14 protein-coding genes are annotated in these 15517 nt (G+C 60.7%); 5 read left to right on the top strand and 9 right to left on the bottom strand.

Annotation, left to right across the window (positions count from 1 at the left end):
• Both FGK63_RS14330 and FGK63_RS14325 read left to right on the top strand, forming a co-directional pair.
• Complete coding sequence (locus FGK63_RS14330; protein WP_138843444.1) at positions 1-1194, top strand: NnrS family protein; 1194 nt, start codon at positions 1-3, stop codon at positions 1192-1194.
• Positions 1191-1712, top strand: coding sequence for a DUF2478 domain-containing protein (locus FGK63_RS14325; RefSeq protein WP_171052657.1), 522 nt, complete (start codon positions 1191-1193; stop codon positions 1710-1712). Before FGK63_RS14330 ends, FGK63_RS14325 begins: the two co-directional genes overlap by 4 nt.
• Before the next feature lie 29 nt (positions 1713-1741).
• Here the strand turns inward: FGK63_RS14325 and FGK63_RS14320 are convergent, their stop codons facing one another.
• The 4 genes from FGK63_RS14320 to FGK63_RS14305 are packed head-to-tail and all read right to left on the bottom strand — an operon-like array spanning position 1742 to position 8077.
• Positions 1742-3721, bottom strand: coding sequence for an oxidoreductase (locus FGK63_RS14320; protein WP_138843440.1), 1980 nt, complete (start codon positions 3719-3721; stop codon positions 1742-1744).
• On the bottom strand, positions 3718-4452 hold the full coding sequence (locus FGK63_RS14315; RefSeq protein ID WP_138843438.1) for an NAD(P)-binding domain-containing protein: 735 nt from the start codon (positions 4450-4452) through the stop codon (positions 3718-3720). Before FGK63_RS14315 ends, FGK63_RS14320 begins: the two co-directional genes overlap by 4 nt.
• On the bottom strand, positions 4452-6497 hold the full coding sequence (locus tag FGK63_RS14310) for an oxidoreductase (protein ID WP_138843436.1): 2046 nt from the start codon (positions 6495-6497) through the stop codon (positions 4452-4454). The genes FGK63_RS14315 and FGK63_RS14310 overlap by 1 nt, the downstream gene beginning before the upstream one ends.
• A gap of 11 nt (positions 6498-6508) precedes the next feature.
• On the bottom strand, positions 6509-8077 hold the full coding sequence (locus tag FGK63_RS14305) for a trimethylamine methyltransferase family protein (protein ID WP_138843434.1): 1569 nt from the start codon (positions 8075-8077) through the stop codon (positions 6509-6511).
• Positions 8078-8183: 106 nt separating this feature from the next.
• Here FGK63_RS14305 and FGK63_RS14300 point away from each other — a divergent pair, with 106 nt between their 5' ends.
• Positions 8184-8792: a TetR/AcrR family transcriptional regulator gene (locus FGK63_RS14300; protein ID WP_138843432.1), complete on the top strand. Its 609-nt coding sequence runs from the start codon at positions 8184-8186 to the stop codon at positions 8790-8792.
• Positions 8793-9052: 260 nt separating this feature from the next.
• Here the strand turns inward: FGK63_RS14300 and FGK63_RS14295 are convergent, their stop codons facing one another.
• From FGK63_RS14295 to FGK63_RS14275, 5 genes are all read right to left on the bottom strand, one after another.
• A complete protein-coding gene (locus FGK63_RS14295) occupies positions 9053-9604 on the bottom strand; it encodes a hypothetical protein (RefSeq protein ID WP_138843430.1) in 552 nt (183 codons plus the stop codon).
• 63 nt (positions 9605-9667) lie between these two features.
• Complete coding sequence (locus tag FGK63_RS14290; protein ID WP_138843428.1) at positions 9668-10177, bottom strand: hypothetical protein; 510 nt, start codon at positions 10175-10177, stop codon at positions 9668-9670.
• Entirely contained in the window at positions 10177-10428 is a 252-nt protein-coding gene (locus FGK63_RS14285; RefSeq protein ID WP_138843426.1) for a hypothetical protein, read from the bottom strand. The genes FGK63_RS14290 and FGK63_RS14285 overlap by 1 nt, the downstream gene beginning before the upstream one ends.
• Positions 10429-10462: 34 nt before the next feature.
• On the bottom strand, positions 10463-13051 hold the full coding sequence (locus FGK63_RS14280; RefSeq protein ID WP_138843424.1) for a hypothetical protein: 2589 nt from the start codon (positions 13049-13051) through the stop codon (positions 10463-10465).
• On the bottom strand, positions 13048-13365 hold the full coding sequence (locus FGK63_RS14275) for a hypothetical protein (protein ID WP_138843422.1): 318 nt from the start codon (positions 13363-13365) through the stop codon (positions 13048-13050). The genes FGK63_RS14280 and FGK63_RS14275 overlap by 4 nt, the downstream gene beginning before the upstream one ends.
• A 577-nt stretch (positions 13366-13942) precedes the next feature.
• Here FGK63_RS14275 and FGK63_RS14270 point away from each other — a divergent pair.
• On the top strand, positions 13943-14215 hold the full coding sequence (locus FGK63_RS14270) for a hypothetical protein (RefSeq protein WP_138843420.1): 273 nt from the start codon (positions 13943-13945) through the stop codon (positions 14213-14215).
• Positions 14216-14736: 521 nt separating this feature from the next.
• Positions 14737-15477 carry a hypothetical protein gene (locus FGK63_RS14265; RefSeq protein WP_138843417.1) on the top strand — a complete coding sequence of 247 codons (741 nt, stop codon included), beginning with the start codon at positions 14737-14739 and terminating at the stop codon, positions 15475-15477.
• Positions 15478-15517 lie beyond the last annotated feature (40 nt).

The raw sequence follows: 15517 nt of genomic DNA, 5'->3' as shown, positions 1-15517 counted from the left end.
ATGAGCGCGGCGGGCCAGTTCTGGGACGCGGCATTCAGGCCGCTTTTCCTGGCCACCGCGCTTTGCGCCATCGCCGGGGCGCTATGGTGGCCACTGGGGTTGCCGATGCCGGGTCTGCTGCCCGCGGGGCTCTGGCACGCCCACGAGATGTTGTTCGGGTTTGCCGGTGCGGCGGTTGGCGGCTACCTGCTGACCGCGCTGCCCAGTTGGACCGGAATGCCGCCCATCAGCGGCAGGCCGCTGGTGTTTCTGACCTTGTCCTGGATCCTGGCCCGAATTGCCGCCTTCCATGCCGGATACCTGACCGCACCGGTTCTGGCATTGGCGGGTGCAGGTTACTTTCTGTTTCTGGCGATCCTGCTGCTGCGCCGGATCGTTGCCGCGAAAAGTTGGGGCAAACTTGGCTTCGTGTTTATTGTGCTGATCCTTGGCGGCACCGACGCGGTGCTTCTCTGGTCTGTTGCAGAAGGACACCTTGCGCTCGGTCGGGACGCCACCGGGACCGCGGTTCTGCTTTTCGCCATGCTGATGTCGCAGATCGGCGGCAAGGCGGTGCCCGCCTTCACCCGGAATTGGCTGTCGCGATCCGGGCACGGCTGCGCAAAATCCCTGCCCAGATCGCCCCTTCCGGCGACGGTTCTGCTGGCGGGCGCAATTTTGTGCGAAACGACTGGATACCGCCAATTGGCCGGCATCCATCTCGTCTCGTCTTCGGCCCTACTGCTCCGTCTCATGCGGGACTGGCGCAGCCTTGAGGTCCGCAGCGAACCGCTGCTTGTCGCGCTGCACCTGGGTTTCCTCTGGCTGCCCGTCGGTCTCGGGTTGGCCGGACTTGCCCGGCTGATGCCGTTGCCAATCTCGGACACCGAAATACTGCATGTACTTACGGTCGGGGCCATGGGCGGGCTGGTCTTTGCCATGGCGGGACGCGCCGCAGCGCACCGCGACAATGGCCGGCTGCGCGCCAGTCCCCGGTTCGCCACAGGCGTGGCATTGATCTGGCTGGCAGCCTGTGTTCGTGTCCTGCTGCCCGAAAACCTAGCGCTTTCGGGCACGTTGTGGTGCCTTGGCTGGGCCGCCTTCACGCTGGACCTGTTGCCCAACCTTGGCGGGCCTGTCGAAAGACCGATCCTCAGTGGCCGCCGCTTGCCGGCCCCGGCCGGAAGAGAAAACACCGAATGGAGGGAAGCATGAAAATTGGAGTCGTCAGCGCCGAAGGGCGCGGGGAAACCGACCGGCTTCTGGCTGAAGTGGCCGATGCCATGCAGGCCGAGGGCATCAGAACGGCAGGCATCGTCAAGGTGCTGGAACATGTCAGCGCCTTCGAGAACGGCTGCGACATGAAGGTCAGGGTGCTGCCCGACGGGCCCGTCATCAAGATCACCCAGTCGCTGGGTCAGGGATCCGGCAGTTGCCGACTTGACCCCAGCGCGATCGCGGAAAGCGTCGCGCAGGTCGAAAACGGCACACTCGACGACGCCCATCTGCTCATCCTGAACAAGTTCGGCCCGGAAGAGATCAACGGGCGTGGCTTTCGCGGCGTGATCGGCAAGGCGCTGGACCTGGGCATTCCGGTTCTGGTCGGGATCGGCAGCGCCAGCCGTGCCGAGTTCGACACCTTCTCGGGCGGTCTGGCCGAGACCCTGCCGGGCGAAACCGAAGCCATCCGGGATTGGTGCATGGGCGCGGTGCGTCATCGCACCGAAGGGTAGGCATCAGCGACACGGACCTGCCGCGATATTCACAGGGCCAGGCCGGTTTTCCTGCCCTCATAGATCGCTGCTGCGGCAAGGCGCGGAGCATGCGCGTCACCGACCAGTCTTGGCACGATGCCGCGTACGCGCAGCCCGGCCTGCAACTCCGTGTCGGCACGGTTTCCGGTCGCAAGCACAAGGGAATCCGCCTGTATTTCAGAGAGTTGCCCAGTCAGCAGGCAGAGTGCGGTGGCGCTCCGCCCCGTCCACCCGGTGATCGCGCTTTCTGTCACGAAGGTCGCACCCAGTTTGGCGAGCGTTTGTCGGGCAGGAAAATCGGTCGCCGAGCGGACCAGCTCTTTGCCGATCATTGCGTCCGGTGTCACGATCGTGACCTGATGCCCGGCTTCGGCCACATACCAGGCTGTCCCGATCCCGCGCCAGTTGCCGCCCTCGTCCAGGACGATGACATGCCTTCCCAAACGGGCCGCGCGGCCCATCACGTCCTCGGGCGACCAGACGTTGCCGTGTTCGATGCCAGGAAGTTCAGGAACATGCGGCAGAGCCTTCTGGAAACCGGTTCCCGCCGGCATCGAGCCCGTCGCCAGCACGATCTCGTCCGCACCGATGGCGGCAACATCGTCGGCCTCCATGAATGTGTTGAAGCGCAGATCGACGCCCAGCTTTTCCAGCTGCCGCCCGTACCAGCCGATCAGGTCGGTGATCTGGGCGCGACGGGGTTGCAGACCCGCCAGCCGGAACTGCCCGCCAAGTTCGGGCGACGCCTCGGCAAGGATCACCCCGTGCCCCCGCTCGGCCGCGACACGCGCCGTTTCCAGACCAGCCGGGCCCGCGCCGATCACCAACACGGTTTTTGGCTTGTCAGCAGGCGTGAACCGGTCTCCGCCCCACAGATGTTCATGCCCCGCGGACGGGTTGATGAGGCAGGAGATATGGTAGTCGCGCCCCCGGCGGCCCCAGCATTGCTGGTTGCAGCTCAGACAGCCACGGATGTCGCCGGTCCGGTCCTCGCGGGCTTTGGTCACCAGGTGCGGATCGGCGATCTGCGCCCGGACGAGCGACACCAGATCCGCCTGCCCGGCGCCAAGCACGGTGTTGGCGTTTTCAGGCGTGCGGATATTGGCTTCGGCCGTGACCAGCGAATGCCGGACCACCTGTTTCAGCCGCTCGGCCAGATCGGCCCCAAGGTTCTCGGCATACTGAAAGCTGGGCAGCAGCTTGTAAAAGTCGAAATAGCTGCCCGACCCGACTGTGACATAATCCATCAGCCGTTCGGCATCGTGCAGGGCGACGATCTCGACCATCTCGTCGCGGCTCAGACAGACCTCCTTGTCGGAATCGTCGTTCACCGACAGGCCGACGATGAAATCCTCACCGCAGGCGGCGCGGATGCGCCGCAGGATCTCGCGGGAAAAGCGGGTGCGGTTTTCAAGACTGCCGCCCCATTCGTCCTCGCGCCGGTTCGAGAACGGTGTCCAGAACTGGTCCAGCAGGCAGTGATAGGCGGCCCAGACCTCGACGCCGTCGAATCCGGCCTTCTGGCAGCGGACCGCAGCCTGCACGAAGCCTTCGATGGTTTCCTCGATCTCGTCCCCGGTCATCGCGTGGCTGCCGTCGTTGTCGTGGTAACTCGGCCCGCCCGAAGGCGACCAGTTGGCGTGCCAGCTGTTGTCCCAGTCGCCATGCGCGCCGACATGGTAGAGCTGCTGGATCATCACCGCCCCTTCGGCCTTGCAGGCTTTGGTCAAGCGGGCGAATTGCGGGATCACCTCGTCGCTGGAGTGGCGGAAGTTTCCACGTGTCAGAACGGCGGCGGCATGCACCGGCATCGGTTCGACCACGATCATCGCGGCGCCGCCTATGGCGCGTTCGAGGTAATAGGCCAGATGCTGATCGCCGGGCAGCCCGTCCTGCGCCATGTTCGTCGTGTGGGCGCCAAAAACGATCCGGTTCTTCAGGGTCCTGCGGCGCAGTTTGACCGGGGCAAAGACGTGCTTGAGGCTCATGAGCCATTCTCCAGCCTGTCCAGACCGTCCGACAGGGTCTTCCCCATGTCGCTATTCTCCATGTGCAGTCGAAGGCGCTGGTTGTAGCCGCCGGGGGTGTTCAAAGCCTCGATCAGAGGAGCGCAGGCCGATGCCTCGAGCGATGACGCCACGAGCAGCCTGAGAAACCGCTCGCCCTGGTCACGGTCCGAGACCCGTTCGCCCAGCCAATTCGCCGCGTCCTCAACCATGCGCGCGACCGGCGACAGCACGGCCTGGGCGCAGAGATAGGCGGCCATCTCTTCGGCGTTTGCCAGTTCGAAGACCGAGTTGCGGGCGCCGAAGATTTCGCGCACCAGCGCCCCGTCGCCTTGCATCATGATCGGAGAGCCGCCCCGCGCAATTCCGGGAAATGGCATCATGATCGCCGCCGCCACGGACGGCGCGACGAGTTTTTGCACCTCGTCCAGCGTAGCGCCCGCCATCAGGGTGATCACGCGGTGATCCACACGGAAGTTCAAGCCGTCCAGGACGCTGGGCGCAGCATCGGCCATCAGGCCCAGAAACACGACGTCGCTTTGATCGAGGACGGTTTGGTTCCGGGCGACCGCAACATTGCCGAATTCGGCGGACAGGGCGGCCGCATGTGCGGCGCTGCGCTCGGACACCGTGATCTGGTGCCCGTCGTCCACCGCGATCCCGCGCACCACGGCCGAGGCGATGGTTCCCGTGCCGATCACCCCGATCCGCATCAGATGTCCTTTACCAACCGCAGCGCATCGTAAATGGCCGCGTGCGTGTTGCGGGCACTGACCGCGTCGCCGATCCGAAACAGCCGGAATTCCCCCGACGGGTTGCGCGTGATCTCTTGCGGACGGCCCGCGATGAGCGCGTCGTAGTCCACCGCACCTTCATTCGACGACAGCGGCTTCAGATCGAAATAGAGATCGGCGAGCGGCAAGGTGCCGTAGTTCACGACCACCTGGTCGTAGAGCTTTTCGGATGCGAAGTCGCTGTAATCCGTGCCGATCCTGGCCTTCAGCTGATTGCCCTCTCTGGTCACGTCCAGTAGGCGGCGGGTGACGGTGAACGTCACGTCCTTGTCCTGAAGCGAACGCATGTAGGGCACAAGGTTCATGCCCATGATGTCGGGGGCGAACGTGCGGTCGGGCGTCATCACTTCGACCGCAGCCCCCGCGTTCGCGGCCACTTCGGCGGCCATCAGGCCGGGGTGGTCGCCGCTTTCGTCATAGATCAGAACGTTCTGCGCCGGTTTCACGTCGCCCGAGATCAGATCCCAGGACGTGACCACCAGATCCTGTTCCCGGCCGCTTTCGAACAGTTCGGTATTGGGCAGGCCACCCGTCGCGACGATGACCACATCGGGGTTCAGCGCGGTGATATCGCCGGCCTCGGCCCATGTGTTGAAGCGGAATTCTACGTCCCGCGCCGCGCATTGCGCCATGCGCCAGTCGATGATGCTTATCATCTCGCGACGCCGCGGGTTCTGCGCGGTCAGGCGCACCTGTCCTCCGGGGTCGGGCTGCGCCTCGAACACGGTGACGTCATGGCCGCGCTCGGCGGCGACGCGCGCGGCCTCCAGACCGCCGGGACCGGCGCCCACGACGACGACCTTCTTCCGCTCGGCGGCAGGAGTGATCTCGTGCGGCATGGTCAGTTCCCGTCCCGTCGCCGCATTGTGCATGCACAGCGCCTCGCCCGCTTGGTAGATGCGGTCCAGGCAGTAGGTCGCGCCGACACAGGGACGAATGTCGTCCTCGCGGCCTTCGATGATCTTCCTGACGATATGCGGATCGGCCATGTGCGCCCGGGTCATGCCGACCATGTCCAGAAGCCCGGCCGCCACGGCATGACGCGCGGTCGCCACGTCGGGGATTTTCGCTGCATGGAAGGTCGGCATGCCCGTCGCATTCTTCACCTCGCCCGCGAAATCCAGATGCGGCGCGTTTTTCATGCCCTGCACCGGTATCACGTCGGTCATGGCCGGGTCGGTGTGGATGCGCCCCCGGATCACGTTGAGGAAATCGACCATCCCGGTCGCGGCCAGCCGCTTGGAAATCTCGATACCTTCCTCGGGGGTGATGCCGCCCTGCTGCGCCTCGTCCGCCGTGTAGCGAAGACCGACGATGAACTCGTCCCCCACCCGCTTGCGGATCGCCCTCAGAACGTCCATCGGGAACTGCAGGCGGCTGTCCAGAGTCTGCCCGCCGTAAGGTCCCTCCAGATCGTTGGTCAGCGGCGACCAGAACTGGTCCAGCAGATGGCCGTACACCTGCAGTTCAACCCCGTCCATGCCGCCGTCCTTCATGCGCTCGGTGGCGTCGGCGAAGTCGTTGATGATCCGCTCGATGTCCCAGTCCTCGGCCAGCTTGGGAAACGACCTGTGCGCAGGCTCGCGATGCTTCGAAGACGAGACCGAAGGCAGCCAATCGCCCTTGGCCCAACCGGTCCGCCGACCCAGATGTGTCAACTGGATCATGACGGCGCAGCCGTGGTCGTGGCAGGCGTCGGTGAGCCGTCTGATCCACGGCACCACCTCGTCCTTGTAGGCGAGAATGTTGTTGAAAACCGGCGGGCTGTCCTTGCTGACCGCCGCTGACCCTGCGGTCATCGCCAGCGCCACTCCCGCCTTGGCGCGCTCGGCATGATAGGCGGCATAGCGTTCCTTCGGCATCCCATCCTCGGGATAGGCCGGTTCATGGCTGGTCGTCATGATCCGGTTGCGCAGGGTCAGATGCTTGAGCTGGAAGGGTTGCAGCAGGGGATCGTTCGACATTCCGTTCTCCCTCAGTACCATGCGTCGGCCACCGAGGCCTTCTTGCGGGCGATGAAATCCTTCAGCGCCTCATCGGTGGCCTCGTCCATCGGCGGCGCCTCGTAGGCGTTCAGAATGTCTTTCCAACGCTTGTTTGCACGCTGGGCATAGTCGACGCTTCCCTGCTCTTCCCAGGTCTCGAAGGGCTGATCGTCGTTCAGCGCGCTGTCCCAATAGGCGGTCTCGTAGTGGCGCAAGGTGTGTTCCGTGCCGAACAGGTGCTCGCCCGGCCCGTTCTGCGCCAGCGCCTCGAAACCCAGCGTGTCTTCGTTGACGTCGATGCCACCGAGATAGGCGTGAAGCGCGCCGCACATGTCCGTATCCATCACGAATTTCTCGTAGGACATCGACAGCAGCCCATCCACGAAACCCGCCGAGTGAAGGATGTAGTTCGCGCCGCCCTGCACGGCGGACATCATCGACATCATCGCCTGCTGCATGGCCTGCCCGTCGGGGCGTTTCGAGGTGCTGAAGTTGCCGGCGCAGCGCAGCGGCATGTTCAGCCGGCGCGCCAGCTGGCCCATCACCAGCGATCCCAGCGCCGGTTCCGGCGTTCCGAAAGTCGGCGAACCCGAGCGCAGCGACATCGACGACAAAAAGCCGGCCAGAATGGTCGGCGCACCGGGCCGGACCAGCTGGGCCAAGGCGCAGGACGACATGGATTCGGCCAGACACTGCGCGATCGATCCCGCCATCGTCAGCGGCGAAACCGCACCGCCCAGCAGGAAGGGCAAGTGGATCGAACCCTGCCCCGCCTCGGCATAGGTGCGGATGCCGGCCGTTGTCACGCCGTCCAGCACCAGGGGCGAGGTTGTGTTGAAGTTGCCCATGATGACGCAGTTCTGATCCACGAAATCGGCGCCGAACAGAACGCGGCACATCTCGATGCTGTCGGCAGCGCGCTCCGGAGCGGTGATCGAACCAAGGAAGGCGCGGTCGGAATAGCGCATGTGGGCATAGACCATGTCGAGATGCCGCTTGTTCACCGGCACGTCGGTCGGCTCGCAAATGGTGCCGCCCGAATGGTGCAGCCAGGGCGAGGATTGCGCCAGCTTCACGAGGTTCTCGAAATCGGCGATCGTGCCGTAGCGGCGTCCGTTGTCCAGATCCATCACGAACGGAGATCCGTAAGACGGCGCAAACACCATTGCGTCGCCCCCGATCTCGACGTTGTTCGCAGGATTGCGGGCGTGCTGGACAAAGCGCGCGGGCGCGGTTCTCAGGATCTCGCGGATCATGCCCGGCTCGAATTTCAGGTTCCAGGCCTGAGCGGACACCTCGGTCACCTTCGCGCCCGCTTCGCGGAACAGGCGCACGGCTTCGGGATCCTCGCGAAACTCGATGCCGATCTCTGCCAGGATGCGGTCCGCAGTGGCCTCGATCTTCTCGAGCGCCTCTTCGCTCAACAGGTCATAGGTGGGAATTTTGCGCGTGATGAAGGGAACGCGAAGGTGAAGGTTTTGTCCCGGCTGCGCCGAACGTGCGGCCTTGGAGCTTCCGCGGCGTGCGCGCCGCGACGGGGGTTGGACTGCAGTTTCCATGGGCGAATCCTCAATCACGCGGGATGCTGACGACGGCCATGTTCATTATCTTGACACATGTGTCAATCTTCTTGTGCATACATGTCAGCAATGTTAGGGAATACGCATGGACGATATATCGAAAAACGGTTCGACCGATGCCGCCTGGCTGGACGCTGCCTATGATCTGCTGACCGACAGCGGCGTGGAGGCCGTGAAGGTCATGCCCCTGGCCAAGAAACTGGGCGTGTCGCGCACCGGGTTCTACTGGCACTTCAGGGATCGCGAGGCACTGCTCGAAGCGATGGTTCGTCGCTGGGAGGAGAAGAACACCGGCAACCTGGTCGCGCGCACCGAAGCCTATGCGGAAAGCATTGTCGAGGCGATGTTCAACCTCTTCGATTGCTGGCTGGACGACGATCTTTTCGATGCCAAGCTCGATCTCGCCATCCGGAACTGGGCCCGCAACGACCCGGACCTGCAGCGCCGGTTGGACAACGCGGACCAGAGGCGCCAGGAGGCCCTGACCAACATGTTTCTGCGCTTCGGTTTCAAGGAAGAACAGGCGCGCGTCCGCGCCATGACCGTCATGTACACCCAGGTCGGCTACATCTCGATGCAGATCGAGGAGAACCGTGAAACCCGCCTCGGCAACATGCCCGATTACGTGGAGGTCTTCACCGGCGTCAAACCCTCGGACTCGGACATTTCGCGCTTCATGAGCAGGCACGAATAGGGGTTCGCACGATATGTACGTTTGAACTGGAGGTGTCGGATAGCTATCGGCAGACGAGAAGTGTCCGATTCTCAAGCCGAATTGGCAGGTGTTTTAGAGAAATGGTGCGGTCGAGAAGACTCGATACTCGGATTTTTCTTCCAAGTATTGATAAATAAAGGAAAATTCGAAAACGTCACACAGGGAAATGTCGTGTTCTGTGTGACGTTTTTTGGGGGGCTACGTGACCGCGTTTAGCGGTGTGAATTCAACCGTGCTACTTATTTCATTCGGTCGGTAGCATGTGGCGGTATCGTCAGAAATATCGGTCCATGCGAACCGTTTTGGTTGGTGGCGTCGTTTGCCTTCAAAACGTCATAGGTCCAGCTTCTGTCTCGAACCAGTGACTTGCCAAACGATGCGGCGATGGCGGGTCCAAGCTCTTCCGGATAGGCCTTCAAGGCGCTCTTTATCTCAACACTTGTTTTCGAAATGCTGGCCTGAGCCGTTTGCAAATCCGCCTCCAACCGCAAAATCCGTTCACTGTTCACAGCGGTCACGGTCGATAGGTCGCCTAGTTTTTCCGCCAGTTGGTCAACTTTTCGATTGGTGTCCAAAGTGGTGGTTTGGATTCCATTCAGTGTTGAGTTGAGGTTTTCGAAGCTGGTGCCAAGAGTGGTGTTGATGGTGGCAATAGCGGTATCCAAACTGGCGGTGCGAGCTTTGACAACGTAGTCAGCCACCAAAAATGCTAGTCCGGCACTGCCTGCCCAAGTCAACCCTGCGCGCAATAACCAAATACCCCACCCAACCTGATTTGCTGTTATCTCCATGTAGCTTCTCCGTGCAGGTAATACAGGCCGCAAGTAGTGCACGCTTAGCCACCGGTGAAAAGGTCAAGTTTCGTTTTCAGCCGCGCGCAAGGCTTTCTGTTCTTGGTGCGTCGCGGGCTGGGCAGGTGCCTTCGATGCCACGATTATGCCGCTCACCTTATCCAGCACACCGGACAGGGCGTTGACGTCGATCTTACCCACGGCGGCGGGCTTGTCGGATTTCTGCGCCATGCTGTTCTCGAAGTTCAGCACGGACTCGATGGATTCAACTGCCTTGTTGGCCGATTTCAGATCGCCCGCCTCCATCGCGGCTTTCTTGATCAGATTGTAAGCATTGACCAACCACGCGGGGGTGATGCCAATGGCCGCAAGGCTTGGACCTTCGTTGAATTCCCGCATGCCCTCAGCATGAATCTCCGCGATTCTCAAACGAACGTCCTGTCGGCTCGCTAGGTGCGAGGCATGGGCTGGACTGGGGCGATAACCACAGGCTGCGTAGGACTCGCCTTGAGGCTCCCCACGTGCCAGCCGTTGTGCGAATTCTTCATGGCGGGGATTGCCGAGACGGGCCATCAGGCGACTCCCTCAACAGGTTCCAGCTTGGCAATATCGATGCTAACGGGCGTGTGTTCTTCCGGGACTAGCTCGAAGACATTGTTTCCATCGTGCAGTTCTACAACGGCGTGACCGCCGTACAGGACCACAGCTTGGTCATAGTTAAGGATCACACGCGCGACGCCCTGTGTCGTGAGCAGGTAGCGCCCGCCGTCGGTGGTGATGGTGCGGACCTCGTAAGAGTCTGCGTTTTTGAATAGGGGTGTCATGTTTGTTCTTTCTTACTCGATAGGTGGGGACGGCTCAGAAGCCGCCCCGTGGATTCAACGCCCCGCCGTAACCGGCGGCGGCTGCAATGCGTTCCTCGATCAGCCCTTCGATGCCTTCGCGGACTGCCTGCCCGATCCGCGCCGCGTTCTCTGGGCTATCGTCGCCGCCTTCGACTTTCACTTCGGTGTGGATGCCACCATTGATGACGACGCCCCCCGATCCTCCGGACATCTCCACCGGCACCTTGCGGCCCCTACTTAGCGGTATCACGGCCTCGTTAGGGTGTAGAATACTAGGCAGCCCGTTGGAGGTGTTGGCGGTGCCTTCCGCGTAATGCGGGGCGTTGGCGAAGTTGAATGGGTCGGGGGCGTCGCTGTATCCCCCTTCCTTGAACATGGGGATTCCGAAGAAGCTGCCCGCGATGCTTGCGACCGTAGATAGGATGCTGCCGGTACCGCCTGCCGCTCCTACCGCACCACCTGCAGCGCCCGTCAGCGCGGACGCGCCGCCGGTCAGCGCAGATACGGTCTGTTTGCTGAAAAGCTGCTCGGTCAGCGCATCGGCAAGGGCGTTTGACAGGCTGTTATACACGCTGTCCGCCAGCGTCTGGGCAAAAGATTTGAAATCGCCGTCCATTGCGGAACGAAGGCCTTGACGAAGACCGCTTTTGATACCCTCTTCGGTCGCTTCCTGAAGTCCGCCGGATTTGTTGGTCTGCACGATCTTGCGAAGTTGTTCGTTCGCGCTGGCGACGGCGTCAGCTTGACGGAGTGCCGCCATGGTGGATTGATCGACTGCTCCACCCCCGGCAAGTGTGGCTTGCGCAAAGACGTCCGCAGCGACACTGGTCTCGAACAACCCATCCTTGAGCGCCTGCAGCGCGATTGCCTCTGCCTGCAGACGGGCTGTGGTTCGCTCTAGGTCGCTCTCGCGATCAGCACCTTTGGTCCGTGTCGTGGTGGTCAACGTTGGTGGTGTGTAACCGTTCCCAAACTGGCGCGGGTCGCCGCCGCGTCCGCTGTAGACCTTCGAGTCCTGTAGATTCCTAAGGTTCAGCGCCGAATTCAGCGAGATGCCTAGATTTGCCGCCAATTCCGCCGCTTCTTTGGTCGCGTCAGAAATGCCCTTCGAGATATCAACTTCGGCGATTTTCAGAACGTTCTTGGCACCTTCGGACAGTTCGGATGCCAAGCTATTTGCGCTAGACGCTGCATCGCTGGTCACGCGATGCAGGACTCCACCGTCTTTTGCGGCCTGTAGCAATGCCTTGGCGATCTGGTCTCCGACAGGCCCGCCAATCTCTTCGGCGACGGAGCGGGCGCGGCTGAGGTTTTCAACGAAGCTGTTCACGTCTTTTGATGTGAACACCGCCTGAACGGCGGCTTCCAGCTTCTGAAATTCGCCGTATGCCATGCCAGACTTGGCAATAATCTCCTGCATCTGGCGGAGGTAACCAGAGTCAACTGAACCGGGGTTCGCGAAATCTGCCCAGAAAATTTCGAACGCGCCGGAAAGGCTGGTCAGGCTGGTGCTCGCCTTCTCAATTTCCTTTTGCATCTGGTGCGAAATGACGGCGAATTCTGCCTCTCGAAGGTCGTCAATAAGGGCCTGCACCTCGCCTGCGACTTCACCGAATGCGCGCTTCAAATGGGCTGCGATCTGTTCCGCTGACGCGGACGACGTCTGCTGCAGCGAGTCCAGTGCAGAAGAAAGTGCGTGAACCGTGTTCTTGGCCTTCTCGGCTTCGTCGTCGGTCTTCGTCAGTGCTGGGACAAGGACGCTGGCAAGAATGCCACCGACCGTACCAGCGGCCACGCCGACGGGGCCGAACGCCATGCCGATATCAGCGAATTGCAGACTAATGCTCTGCGCAAGCTGGCCTGTTGCTTGGTAGCTCTGGACCATTTGCGAAATCTGGAATCCGAGTTGACGCGAGTCGAAATTCTGGCCCCATCCGGCGCGGGTGCCGAACAAGCGCGCCTGTTGTGCTGCGGCGTTGGCAGCGGCGGCACCTGCACCGATGTATGCGGCCTTGGCGGCGTTGATGTTTTTTGTCGCCTGTGCCTGCGAGATCGCCCCGGCACGTTGTGCCTGTTCTGTGGCGATCACGGCGCGACGGTAGGCATGTGTCCCGGTGGCGGTCTCATCTAGAGCGGCGCTGGTGCGCTGGAACTGGGTCCGGAGTCGCTGAATTTCGGTGGCGTCTCGAACCTCTTGGCGCACCTCGTGCAGGGATGCAGCAAGACGATCCTTGGCCGCTCGGAGTTCGTTCGTGGTCAACGTCGCGGCGGACGTTTCCTTGCGGAATCTTTCCATCGCGTTGTCGACTGCGCGGAGGCCTGCGGAGTTGCCAATTTTGTTCAATTGCCTGTGCAGCGTCCCCACCGAGGACTCGGCAGATCGAACGGCGGCATTGATAGCTGTAAACTGAGCCTGAACGTTTTTCGGTGCGGTGGTCTTGGTGACCGCGTCGACCTTCTTGAAAAGGCCATTGGTATCGCGTTCAAGGTCCTTGGTGGCCTGTTTTACGGCAGCAAGGGCGCGGCGGAATTCGTCCGCACCGCGACGGGCGGCGCTCGCGTCGATTTTAAGTGCGAGGGTGTTTGTCAGGGTGCCGCTCATTGTCGGGCCTCATGCAGATGTGCACCCCGGCGGGATGCAGGGGCGATTTCGTCTAGGATGTCCCTGCGCCATGCCGCCATGTATGCCGACGCCGCATTGTTCTGGAACTCGGTGCGCGTTGCGTACTTCGCGGCAATCTGGCGGAGTTCGTCCTTGGTGTATTTCTTCCGGCGTTTTCGGACCATGTGGTCAAACAAAAATGTCAGGCCGCGACGGTGAATTTCACGGTATTCGCTTGGGTACTTTTTAGCCATTTCACCGCGTGAGCGGCATTCGCGGGCGCGGTCGGCTAGATTAGCTAGGTGGGTATTCATGCTCGTTCTCAGGGAAGGTTTCTTGTGTGTTATAACATAACATAATTGCAGCGAAAAAGCAAACCGTCGGGCCAAACGGTCACGCCCTCATGGCGATGTGCAGTCATTATGTAATTGCAAGGGAAAGGCGCGATTTTTTCTATAAAATACGGGTATTTGTAGCGGAATGGCGGGGGTGCTGCGGCGGGGTGGGTCCCCCGTGACTGCCTGCCTGCATATACGCTGTACCCTCCCCGCCTTCGCTCAACCTAGGGTAGTACCGTCAGTGGGACCCCAGAGGCCTCTCAGAGGGTCACACAGCGCCGCTAACGCGGCCCTCACCTCACCACATCACCAGCAACTTACCAACCTCAGCACGCGGCTGTGTGGCGCTGTGTAGCTGTGTGGGAGGGTCAGCACGTGCCGCCATCAGGCGGGGTCAGTAGGTCAGTAAGTCATCCCGCTAACGCGGGGACACACTGTCTCGGTGGGGCGGTGTGCGGGTGTGTGCGCGTCTTTCCTATGTCCCCGCGTAAGCGGGTTGACGCTACAGTCCGTCCGTGGTCGGTTGGCCTCGCCTAAACGAAGGGGATTGGCAGTGGGAACGCTCTTACTAATCATCGGTTTAACTGTAACCATCTTCGGAATTGTCATGCTGAACCCAGTGATTGGCCTTGTCGGATTGCTCGTCGTTGCCTTAGGCAGCATGTTAAGAAATTCCAAGCGCACAAACGCACTTTTGGAACACCTAGTAGACCCAGAAAAAAAGAGCCGAGAAAAAGCTGCCGAAAAGAGTGAGTTTCGCGCGAATATCCTTACGGCGGTGATAGTCGTCGTAGCGATTTACGTAGGCCTTCTCCTACTTCAATGAGAACGCGAACGCCGCCCAATTAACCGACCGCTCGGTCGTGCATATAATCTCCATTATGCTAAATCATGAATCTAATGTTTTCAGGCACTTAGCCAGATTCCTGCTTATTTCGGGGATTGTCGGGCAATCTGTGCAGGAATGCGCAGATGGGTTATTGTTTGTTTTCAGTGGGTTAGTCTGATTTGGGTCAGAGTGGTTTACTTATGTTGGTGGGATGGTGTGTGCGGGCGTTAGCCCGCGCCTGCCCTGCCCTTTCGATGCTCTATGTGCAAAATGAGCGGCGCTGATGAGTGGGGCATAGGCAACTTTGTTACTTCCTTGACGGTTGCGCAAACGGAGATCGGCGGCCACAGAAAGGTCCGGAAGGGACCCATTGTGACGTTCTATGGAGGAAATGTCAGACAATTGAGGGCGGGTTGTTGCGAACAGGTGCAACTGGTGGAGCTAGCTTGATATTGTCGGACTTGAACTCGGTCAGGCTCTGGATAGGGTAACTTCCAGACATACAAGGGAATTGCCTAATGACCCAAAAGACGTGCTTTGTCGTGTCCCCCATTGGCGACAGGGGGACAGATGTGAGGCGACAGGCTGATTGTGTTCTTGAGTACATCATCAAGCCTGCGCTTGCGGGCTTGGATTACGATGAACCAATCCGCGTTGACCGTCTCGACAAGCCCACGCACATCACCACCGAAATAGTGCAACATCTGATTTCGGCGGAATTGGTGATTGCTGATTTGTCAGGGTCAAACGCAAACGTGTTTTATGAACTCGGTATTCGGCATGCCTTCCAGAAACCCTGCATCATGCTTTCCAACTGGGACCCGCGCCCCCCGTTCGATGTGAGTGGAAGCAATATCATTCAATACGTGCACGACGATCCGAGTTCGCATTCTGAGGCAGTCACGAGAATACGTAACCAAATCGAAAAATTCGGAGACGGCAATCCGGTCAGCAATCCGGTGACAGTCGCCAACGGCTTTACCAAACTGGAAACAAGCGGGGACGATAAAGACCAGATCGTAGCGACACTGGTTAAGAAAGTTGACGACCTTTCTGGACGGCTACTAGCCTTCGAAAGGAACCGCGAACTAGTAAGTGACCTGTTGACGACGAGAAATGCACTTGCAGATTTCTCGCCGGAGAATTCCGCAAACAGAAACGCGCTGCGTGCGCGAATTTACTCTGATGATGTTACGGGAGTTAAGCGCGCGGCATGGACAATCAGGGGGGTCGACAAAGACAGCGATCAACAGGATTAGCCAAAAAGCGGTCAGTTGATTTCTGATCTGGTTTGGGATT

The organism is Ruegeria sediminis (genome assembly GCF_005938215.1).
In the GTDB taxonomy this organism is placed as follows: Bacteria; Pseudomonadota; Alphaproteobacteria; order Rhodobacterales; family Rhodobacteraceae; genus Ruegeria; species Ruegeria sediminis.
This window is presented reverse-complemented; position numbering and strand designations above follow the sequence as displayed.